This window comes from Candidatus Enterococcus moelleringii (assembly GCF_017377575.1).
GTDB classification, from domain to species: Bacteria; Bacillota; Bacilli; order Lactobacillales; family Enterococcaceae; genus Enterococcus_A; species Enterococcus_A moelleringii.
In genome coordinates this window covers 167,523-176,150 of sequence record NZ_JAFREM010000013.1, presented here as the reverse complement: position 1 = coordinate 176,150, position 8,628 = coordinate 167,523, and the positions used below count along the sequence as shown (strand labels likewise).

The following is an 8,628-nucleotide window of genomic DNA, read 5'->3' as shown; positions in this document are numbered from 1 at the left end:
TTGACTCTAAACGAATGATTGGCATCTCTTACAACTCCTTACTATCCGTTTATTAAACACATATTAATTAACTATGTGTAACTTATAAAGAGATTAACATATAGAAAGAATCTTATCAAGGGCTTTTTTTTATGTTACACTGCTTGTAAGAGAAATAATTCCAGGTTTTAGAAAGAAAGAAGATGGAAAAGATGACAGAATTCAAGCGAGCCCGCAGCGAAAAACAAAAAGAACAGCGGATGATGGATATTAAGCAAGCGGTGGACGAATTGTTTTCCCAGATGCCTTATCATGATATTACCCTCACTACCATTGCCAAAAAACTAAATTTGACTAGAGCGAATTTGTATCAATACATTTCAACTAAAGAGGACATATTTTTAGAGTTGTCTGCTGATAAAAGAGATACTTACTACGCTGCCTTGAAAGCGGCTTTCCCTGAAGACAATGGGTATTCGATTGGGGTAGTTGCTGAAGTGTGGGCCGGCATCATCAATGCCCACCGAGATTACCTGCGTTACAGTGATATTTTGCATACCATCATTGAGACCAATGTCAACGTTGACCGCCTAGCTGCTTTTAAGAAACGCTATTATGAAAAAACCGATGAACTGTGCAGCCGACTCAGCTCACAGCTGGGGATTTCTCACGAGGATGCCCATAATATTTACCTGAATGTTCATTACCATGCCGTGGGAATCCAAAGTATTTCCAAATGGAACCCGTTGATTTCAGAGGCGCTAGCTAAGGAAAATATTCAAGTGCCGGAAATTGATTTTCGTGAGAACCTGAAAGCCTTTATTCTTATGAATCTAAATCATTACTGTAACGCTTAGTTCGAGTGCGAGGCTGCTGTTCTTCCATTGATAAATGAGAAGAGGCTTATCCAAAATATCTGGATAAGCTTCTTCTTTTTATAGCTTAATTTCCAAACTCCAGAACCGCTGACTCTTGCGACAATTCATCCGAGTTGGTGATGACCACTGGTACTGTTACATCATAGCCGGCCGCTTCGATTTTTTCGATATCAAAGGCAATCAGCTGCTGCCCTTGTTCAATCTTATCCCCCTGAGCGACAAAGGTCTCAAAGTATTTCCCATTTAATTCCACTGTGTTTACCCCAATATGGATCAATAGCTCAGTGCCATCATTTGAGGTTAAGCCAATGGCATGCTTCGTTGGAAAAATCATGGTAACAACGCCATTAAAAGGTGCGTAAACCTTGCCGACTGTCGGTTTTACTGCATAGCCAGTACCCATCATACCGCTTGAGAAAACTTCGTCGTTCACTTCCTCTAGTTTAATTAACTGGCCATGTAGAGGAACCTTGATCTCAGACTTTTCATTTGGATTGCTGTTCTCAACTGTCACTTCCCCTTCATCCAAGCCTAAGATCATGGTAGCGATTGTTCCTACAGTAAAACAGATGAACAAGCCGATGACATAGTAGATTAACGTGTCACCAACAAATGCTGGAATGGTAGTCAAGCCGCCAAAAACAAACGCATAGGCATTAACACTCATACCACCCATGAAAGCTCCGCCTACTGCCCCACCGATAATCGCACCAATTAGTGGCCGTTTGTAACGAACGGCGATTCCATAGATAGCAGGCTCAGTGATCCCCGCAAAGAAAATCGAAAGCAATGCCGATAGTGAGAAGGATTTCATTTTCGTGTCTTTAGTTTTCAGCAAGGTACCGAATGCGGCCCCGGCCATCCCAAAGTTAGCAGCACTGCTTAATGGTACAATTCGGTCATAGCCTAGAATACTGATATTTTGAATCATTACCGGATTGACCGCCCATTGCAGACCGAAAATTACCATGACATTCCAGATGCCGCCGATGAATGCGCCGGCGATCCAGCCGTTGAAGCTCATCAAGCTGTTAACTAGCCCAGCAAATCCTTGACCAACATAAACGCCGAATGGTCCAAAAACTATTGCGGTTAAGGGAACCATTACCAGTAAGGTGATTAATGATACGAACAATAAATGCAGACTTACCGGAATAATTTTCCTTAATAGATTCTCCAGCTTTGATTGACACCAGACCGCTAAAATGGCTGGGATAACTGTCGAGCTATAGCCCATTAAAACAACTGGAATACCAATAAAGCTAGACATAGTACCATTGCCGCCGTCTCCCATTAAGGCGACGAAATCCGGCATGATCAATGCCCCTAATATGGCTACCGCGATATATTGATTGGCGCCAAATTTTTTCGCCGAGGTGAAGGCTAATAACAGTGGTAAAAAGTAGAAGACTGCTGTCGAGGAAACGGTCAAAATAGTGTAGGTACTGCTTTCGGTCGATAACCAGCCTAGTTGCGTCAGCAGTAAAACGATTCCTCTTAATACCCCAGAACCAGCCAACAACGGCAGCAGCGGTGTGAATATCCCAGCCACCGTGTCTAAAAAGACCGTCACGATATTTTTCTTCTCTTTTGAGTCACTGCTAACGGTTTCGCCTTCAAACTTAGTTCCTTCGATCATTTCAGCATAAACCGAATTTACCGCCGGGCCGATGATGATTTGGAATTGCCCACCCTTTTCCATGGTTCCTAATACGCCGTTTAATTGTTTGATGGCCTCTTCATCTACCAGTGTTCGATCCTTGAAGGACATCCTCAATCTGGTGGCACAATGGGTGATGGATTGAATATTATTTTCGTTTCCTACAAAAGACAAAATGCGTTTACCCAACTTTTTTTCCATTTTTATCGATCCTTTCTCTACTATATTAATTGTTTTCGATTTCGCTAATCATCTTGATCCGATTGGCATGTCGGCCACCTTCAAATTCTGCCGTCAGCCATTCCGTCACAATCATTTTCGCCAGCTCGATGCCGATCACGCGAGAACCAAAGGCTAAAATATTGGTATTGTTGTGCATTCTTGAAAGCTTAGCTGAGTAAGGTTCGCTGCAGACAATTGCGCGAATACCTTTGACCTTATTAGCAGAAATTGAAATGCCTACGCCAGTCCCGCAAATTAAGATGCCTTTGTCAAAGTTTCCAGCCGCCACTTCTTCGGCAACTTTTTTGCCGTAGATTGGATAATCGGTTCGTTCTGAAGAGTCTGGTCCAAAATCGGTGACTTCGTGCCCCAGCTCTGTTAAAAATTCAATGATTTGCGGCTTCATTTCGATTCCTACGTGGTCGCTTCCGATAGCTATTTTCATGATTAAATTCCTGCTTTCATTAAGTTAGTCTCTTTTAGTTTTAAAATAGTTTCTTCGTATGTTTGTTCTTTTCCAAATAAGGCAGAAGTTCCTAATACAAAACCTTCCACCCCCAGCTCACTTAATTCGCTGATTTTTTGTGGTGAAATCGCGCCATCCACCATCACTTGATAGTGATAGTTATTTTTCAGTTGGCAGACTTTGCGGATCTTTTGATTGGTGTATTCTAAGTAGGCTTGCCCGGCAAAACCAGGATTCACCGTCATAATCATCAAGTAATCAATCAGCTCCAACAGCTCTATTACACTTTCAACTGATGTTCCCGGGTTCAAGGCAATCCCAGCTTTTTTCCCTAAGCTATGGATTAAGTCGATGGTTCGCGCCGGCTGCAAATCAGCTTCGGGATGAATATAAATGATATCCGCTCCTTTTTCCGCAAACATCTCCACGTGCTTAATGGGATTCATAATCATCAAATGGACATCCACTAATTTATCGGTGGTGTTTCTAATTAGTTCAAAATCCTGCAGTCCCATTCCGAAGTTGGGGACGAAGCTGCCATCCATGATATCGACATGAAAGATGTCGGCTCCCCCAGCATCCAATTTTTCCACTTCTTCAGACAAATTAGCAAAATCGGCACACATCATTGACGGACAGATTAAATGATTCATAATAGTTCCTCCTTTTGTGGGTAAACGATTACTCAAAAGCTAAAAAATAATATGAGTAATCGATTACTCTATGGACACATCATAGCACCCTGCTTGGTTATTTGTCAACAGAAAAAAATAATTCTTTTATTTCCTTGCTGGTTTGTGTAAAGTAATCGACGGCTTCGATCCTATTGTCGAAGCCGTTTTTTAATCACCAAACTACCGAAGAACCGGATTTTTCACATAATCAATGACTCTCTTGACTTCACTGGGGTCTAACGGGTCAAACATCAGACACTTTCCTGTATCAAGGGTCGCGATAGTTTCCATATCCTTGGTGGCTAATTCAAAATCCCAAATATCCAAATTTTCTGCTATTCTTTCACTTTGTACGGATTTAGGAATGACAATTACCCCTCTTTGAATATTCCAAAGCAACACAACTTGGGCAATACTTTTATTGTATTTTTTCGCAATAGTTTCTAAAGTTGGATTATGGAACAAATCATTCATCCCCTCTGCAAAAGGTGACCACGCTTGTGGTTGAACGCCGTATTCGGCCATAAGCTTCAGCTCGTCCGCTCGCTGGTAAAATGGGTGTAATTCAATTTGATTAATTGCTGGAACAACATTTACATGCAGACAAAAATCCACCAGTCGGCTTCCGTAAAAATTACTAACTCCGATAGCACGAATTTTTCCGGCTCTATATAGTTCCTCCATTGCTTTCCAAGCGCCGTAATAATCTCCGAATGGTTGATGAATCAAATACAAGTCTAGATAATCCAGTCCTAACTTTTGAATCGATTGCTGGAAGGCTTTCAGGGTGTTTTCGTACCCCATTTCCTGAATATAGGCTTTTGTTGTAATAAAAAACTCTTCACGGGCAACTCCACTTTTGCGAATAGCATTACCCAAAGCAGCCTCGTTTTGGTAGACGCTGGCAGTATCGAAAAGACGATAGCCTGCTGCTATAGCTTTTGAGACCACCTCTTCACATTGAGCTAAGTCTGTTACCTGAAAAACCCCAAAACCTTCCATAGGCATTTCAATTCCGTTGTTCAGTTGAACATTTTTTACAATTCGATTTACCATAAGTTCACTCCTTAATAATTTGCATTGCTCTTACTGCTTTAACCAAATCAAATACCAATCAAAATTTCTGTTGATAATGAATTCTCTAAACTCAATTAGATTAAAGCGAATTACTGTGTGGCATAAGATTATCTTACTTAGTATAGAATGCCAAATACCCATATTTTATATCCAGCTATTGATTTTAAGAATACCAAGGTTTTTTTATGATACTAAAAAAGCTTGTACAATATACTGCACAAGCTTCATATCCTCTAAAAAAGATTGTTGAATACTAATCGTAAATATGGTTGTAGAATTCTTACTAAATCAGTAGTTTCTTTGTTGTCAAAAGTACTAAATCTTTCGTTTGTTTTAGTCTCCGCCAGCGGCAACTTTTGCTCGGTTGTAGATTGCTTCGTTGGCTTTTAGATCATCCAATGTAGCAATGTCTTCCCCTTTAGAATGGAAGAAGTCGGTGATTCCTAAGGCTTGGAAGATCGCTTGCTTGTAAGCAATCTCAGCATTCCACTCCACTGTGTCTAAAATAGACAATGCTTTATGGATCGCCATCATTCCGGTATCGCCAGTTGCGTTGATTAACACCCCGTGGCTGTCTAATAGCAGCATATGAGGAACTGGCAGATCGTTTTCACGAATATATGTGCTGGTAATTTCGGCTAATTCTTCTGAGCAGTTTGGTGCAAATTTCATCACTGGAACTGGGCCAACTTTTTGGGTAGCTTCGGTTAAGTTAGGCATTGGCAGTCCACTTGTTGCCCAGAACATCGCATTTGGTGCGTGAGCATGCAGCACAGCTTTGATCTTAGGGTTGGTTTGATAAACCGCTTGGTGCATATTGATTTCTCGTGTCAAACTGCCTACTCCACTGATGACTTCTCGGGTTTCCATGTCCACCACTAAAATTTGTGAAGCCGAAAGATCGCCTAGGTAAGCCTCAGACATCATCGTTGGCGTCATGATAATATATTCTTTGTTGTCTTTTTCTGCTAAAAAGGAGAAATTCCCTCCAGCAACATTAGTTAGCTTCCGTGCGAAAATCAGCTTTACAATCCCAGCTAAATCTTCTCTTTCTCTTTCAAAAATCATACGTCCATCAGACATTCTTTTTCCTCCATCACTTTTTAAAAAGTTTTCCAGACGATAACACTTCTCTGGCGGCGTCTTTAATGACTTGAGAGTCATTTAGCTTTTTCTTTCTTTTTTCCTCGTATTCCTTAAACATGACCGGACTTCCATACTTGTAAATGATGATGGCGATGCCGATGATGACAATGTTCAGGAACGAAACTTGTAAAGAAAGATTTAGCACGAATAGCAGAATGGTGATGTATAAAATACCGCACCATCCTAAGCGACTGACTTTTTCCATCATTAAAAACCCCTTTCAGATAAATCCTAGGCCTGTTTTGCTTTTAAATTCGTATCTTTTTCTTTTGCTTCTTCGTAGCGTTGACTTGGAACCTTCGCGTTATTCATGTATTTGTTCAACAGGTAGAACAAGCCGACAAAGACGATCACGGCACCAATAGCCAACGGATTCATGTTAAAGGCTTCCGCAAAGAAAATTCTGAATTCGGCTCCTTCAATCGAGGACCAAGTAATTAGCTGTCCGCTTTGGAAACCTTCTACCGCACCCGTTGATTCAGCTAGTCCGCTCAAAATCGGTGCTAAATAGGTTGCAGCATAAAGATAAATTGGCATAGTAATCACACCTAGAACCAACATACGAGCTAAGTTACCGCCAGTAAGCAGTAAGCCGCCTACAGCAATCGCATAGTTAATAATTCCAGCCAAAGGCAATACTTGATTGCCTGGTAAGATGATCGCGTAACCGATGAAAACTGGTACCAGCAAAATCGCTGTTACCCAAATTTCTGAACGGCCAGCTAAAATCGGCCAATCCAAGCCAATGAATACTTCCCGATCTTTAAATTTACGTTTCATAAATTCAGACATCGCATCTGCTAGAGGAGACAATGATTGCATGAACATTTTAGAAATCATTGGGAATAAAGCCATCGCTGTTGCCACCTGCACTGCTAGATTCAGCGAGCCGGAAATGCCGTAAGCTGCAGCTAGCCCCAATCCTAGACCAATAATAAATCCCATCACTGAATTTTCTGAGAAAATACCCAGTTTTGATTTCAACGCATTTGCATCCGCTTTTTTATTGAAGAAGGGAATTTTATCCATAATCATGTTAAACGGTAAAAGCAATACAGCCGATGAAGTCATAAAATGTGTAACCGTTACTAAAGGAATTCCCGTCAAATCTTGAATGTGTTTTTGGAACATATCTCCAAGCTTTAATTCAAGAATAACTTGCACAATTGCCGTAATAAATCCGGCGATTAGATTCCCAGATACATAGTAGACTAAGTAGGCGGTCAGTGCTTTTCCCCAAACATTCCACATATCTACGTTCAAGGTTTTCGTTAAGTTAAACACCAACATAGCGAAATTGACGCCAATAGTTACTGCGAAAAATACAAAAGCATAAGACCATGACCAAGTGATACTTGCGGCACCTGTCCATCCTAAATCTAGTGCTGGTAAATTGATGCCTGTATTAGTTGCCAGCGCTTCGGAAGCGGGACTTACAGCAGCAGACATAAAGTTGATGACCATCGACATTCCGGTAAAGGCAATCCCTAAAGTAATCGCCGACATGAAGGCTCTTTTAAATTTCATTCCAGCTAATAAACCTAAAACTAAGATGATTAACGGAACGAAGATTGCCGATCCTAGGCCTAAAATATAATTAACAATATCTTGAAAAATCGTCATCGTGTTCTCCTCCTTATCTTAAAAGACTGGTAATCTGGTCGTAGATATCATCAGCACCCATACCAGTTAAAAAAGGCACTCCTGGAAAAACTTTTACATCTAACTCTTCAGCTTTTGATAATACATCCGCATCTGGTTGAGCAATGTACACATAAATCCCTGCAGCAGGCAATTCATTTTGGATTGATTTGTAATCCACTGCTTCTACTTGACAATTAATTCCGTCGTCTTCAAATTTACCTGCAATTTTACTTGCAATCGTTTGACTCGTTGCAACTCCGCTGCCACATGCTACAATTAATTTTCTTTTCATTCTTTTTTCCTCCAGTTTTCTTTTTTAAAAATGATTCATGAAGAGTTCATACATCTCTTCGTTATCCTGAATTGATAAATACTGATTAACAAACGCTTCATCCATAAACAAATTCATAAATTTTTGTAACAAGCCCACTTGGTTTTTACCGTCCTTAATTCCTAGGAAGAATAAGTCCCTCGTGCTCATTTCTTGGCTATCACCCATTTGACGACAGGACACTTCACCTTTTAGACGACACACATAGACAAAAGCCTTCTCCACATATTGGGGGTCTGAATGAGGTAAAGCAATATTAGTATATTGTGTGATTAAACCCGTTGGAAACTCGGCTTCTCGCTTCACAATACCAGTCAGATAGCTGCCATTTACCATCCCCTCGTCCATTAACTTCTCAGCAACTTTTTCGAACGCTTCATTTTCCGTTGAAGCCTCCACTGATAAATCAATCAGCTTGGGACTAAACATCGATTTATAGTCCATCCTCAACACCTCCTTGATTTTGCAAACCAAAGTCAATCTTTGTTAACCTTTTTGTTTTATTGTTCGACTTTGTTCTACAAGGAACATATTACACGGAAAAATCCCGG

General features: G+C 40.7%; 10 protein-coding genes. 1 reads left to right on the top strand and 9 read right to left on the bottom strand.

All coding sequences use genetic code 11. The annotated features are described in order from the left end of the window. Window positions 1-182: 182 nt before the first annotated feature. The gene (locus JZO70_RS08910) at window positions 183-836 is read left to right on the top strand and encodes a TetR/AcrR family transcriptional regulator (protein WP_207673205.1); all 654 of its coding nucleotides are present in this window, start codon (window positions 183-185) and stop codon (window positions 834-836) included. Between the two features lie 85 nt (window positions 837-921). Here the strand turns inward: JZO70_RS08910 and JZO70_RS08905 are convergent, their stop codons facing one another. The 9 genes from JZO70_RS08905 to JZO70_RS08865 form a co-directional block, all read right to left on the bottom strand. After that, a complete protein-coding gene (locus JZO70_RS08905; RefSeq protein WP_207673204.1) occupies window positions 922-2,718 on the bottom strand; it encodes a beta-glucoside-specific PTS transporter subunit IIABC in 1,797 nt (598 codons plus the stop codon). Window positions 2,719-2,743: 25 nt separating this feature from the next. Next, a complete protein-coding gene (gene rpiB / locus JZO70_RS08900) occupies window positions 2,744-3,184 on the bottom strand; it encodes a ribose 5-phosphate isomerase B (protein ID WP_242703854.1) in 441 nt (146 codons plus the stop codon). A 2-nt stretch (window positions 3,185-3,186) separates the two neighbouring features. Beyond that, window positions 3,187-3,858: a ribulose-phosphate 3-epimerase gene (rpe, locus tag JZO70_RS08895; protein ID WP_207673203.1), complete on the bottom strand. Its 672-nt coding sequence runs from the start codon at window positions 3,856-3,858 to the stop codon at window positions 3,187-3,189. Window positions 3,859-4,059: 201 nt separating this feature from the next. Beyond that, window positions 4,060-4,935, bottom strand: coding sequence for an aldo/keto reductase (locus tag JZO70_RS08890; RefSeq protein ID WP_430748892.1), 876 nt, complete (start codon window positions 4,933-4,935; stop codon window positions 4,060-4,062). Window positions 4,936-5,289: 354 nt separating this feature from the next. Then, window positions 5,290-6,039, bottom strand: coding sequence for a class II aldolase/adducin family protein (locus JZO70_RS08885; RefSeq protein ID WP_207673202.1), 750 nt, complete (start codon window positions 6,037-6,039; stop codon window positions 5,290-5,292). A 13-nt stretch (window positions 6,040-6,052) separates the two neighbouring features. Next, window positions 6,053-6,310: a hypothetical protein gene (locus JZO70_RS08880; protein WP_207673201.1), complete on the bottom strand. Its 258-nt coding sequence runs from the start codon at window positions 6,308-6,310 to the stop codon at window positions 6,053-6,055. A 23-nt stretch (window positions 6,311-6,333) separates the two neighbouring features. Then, the gene (locus tag JZO70_RS08875; protein WP_207673200.1) at window positions 6,334-7,725 is read right to left on the bottom strand and encodes a PTS galactitol transporter subunit IIC; all 1,392 of its coding nucleotides are present in this window, start codon (window positions 7,723-7,725) and stop codon (window positions 6,334-6,336) included. Window positions 7,726-7,738: 13 nt separating this feature from the next. Further along, the gene (locus tag JZO70_RS08870) at window positions 7,739-8,038 is read right to left on the bottom strand and encodes a PTS sugar transporter subunit IIB (RefSeq protein WP_207673199.1); all 300 of its coding nucleotides are present in this window, start codon (window positions 8,036-8,038) and stop codon (window positions 7,739-7,741) included. 24 nt (window positions 8,039-8,062) lie between these two features. Continuing rightward, a complete protein-coding gene (locus JZO70_RS08865; protein ID WP_207673198.1) occupies window positions 8,063-8,521 on the bottom strand; it encodes a PTS sugar transporter subunit IIA in 459 nt (152 codons plus the stop codon). Between the last annotated feature and the right edge of the window lie 107 nt (window positions 8,522-8,628).

Excerpts from the sequence above, each read along its gene's own strand:
- JZO70_RS08910 (WP_207673205.1), top strand. The coding sequence starts at position 183 with ATGGAAAAGATGACAGAATTCAAGCGAGCCCGCAGCGAAAAACAAAAA.
- JZO70_RS08905 (WP_207673204.1), bottom strand. The coding sequence starts at position 2,718 with ATGGAAAAAAAGTTGGGTAAACGCATTTTGTCTTTTGTAGGAAACGAA.
- rpiB (WP_242703854.1), bottom strand. The coding sequence starts at position 3,184 with ATGAAAATAGCTATCGGAAGCGACCACGTAGGAATCGAAATGAAGCCG.
- rpe (WP_207673203.1), bottom strand. The coding sequence starts at position 3,858 with ATGAATCATTTAATCTGTCCGTCAATGATGTGTGCCGATTTTGCTAAT.
- JZO70_RS08890 (WP_430748892.1), bottom strand. The coding sequence starts at position 4,935 with ATGGTAAATCGAATTGTAAAAAATGTTCAACTGAACAACGGAATTGAA.
- JZO70_RS08885 (WP_207673202.1), bottom strand. The coding sequence starts at position 6,039 with ATGTCTGATGGACGTATGATTTTTGAAAGAGAAAGAGAAGATTTAGCT.
- JZO70_RS08880 (WP_207673201.1), bottom strand. The coding sequence starts at position 6,310 with ATGATGGAAAAAGTCAGTCGCTTAGGATGGTGCGGTATTTTATACATC.
- JZO70_RS08875 (WP_207673200.1), bottom strand. The coding sequence starts at position 7,725 with ATGACGATTTTTCAAGATATTGTTAATTATATTTTAGGCCTAGGATCG.
- JZO70_RS08870 (WP_207673199.1), bottom strand. The coding sequence starts at position 8,038 with ATGAAAAGAAAATTAATTGTAGCATGTGGCAGCGGAGTTGCAACGAGT.
- JZO70_RS08865 (WP_207673198.1), bottom strand. The coding sequence starts at position 8,521 with ATGGACTATAAATCGATGTTTAGTCCCAAGCTGATTGATTTATCAGTG.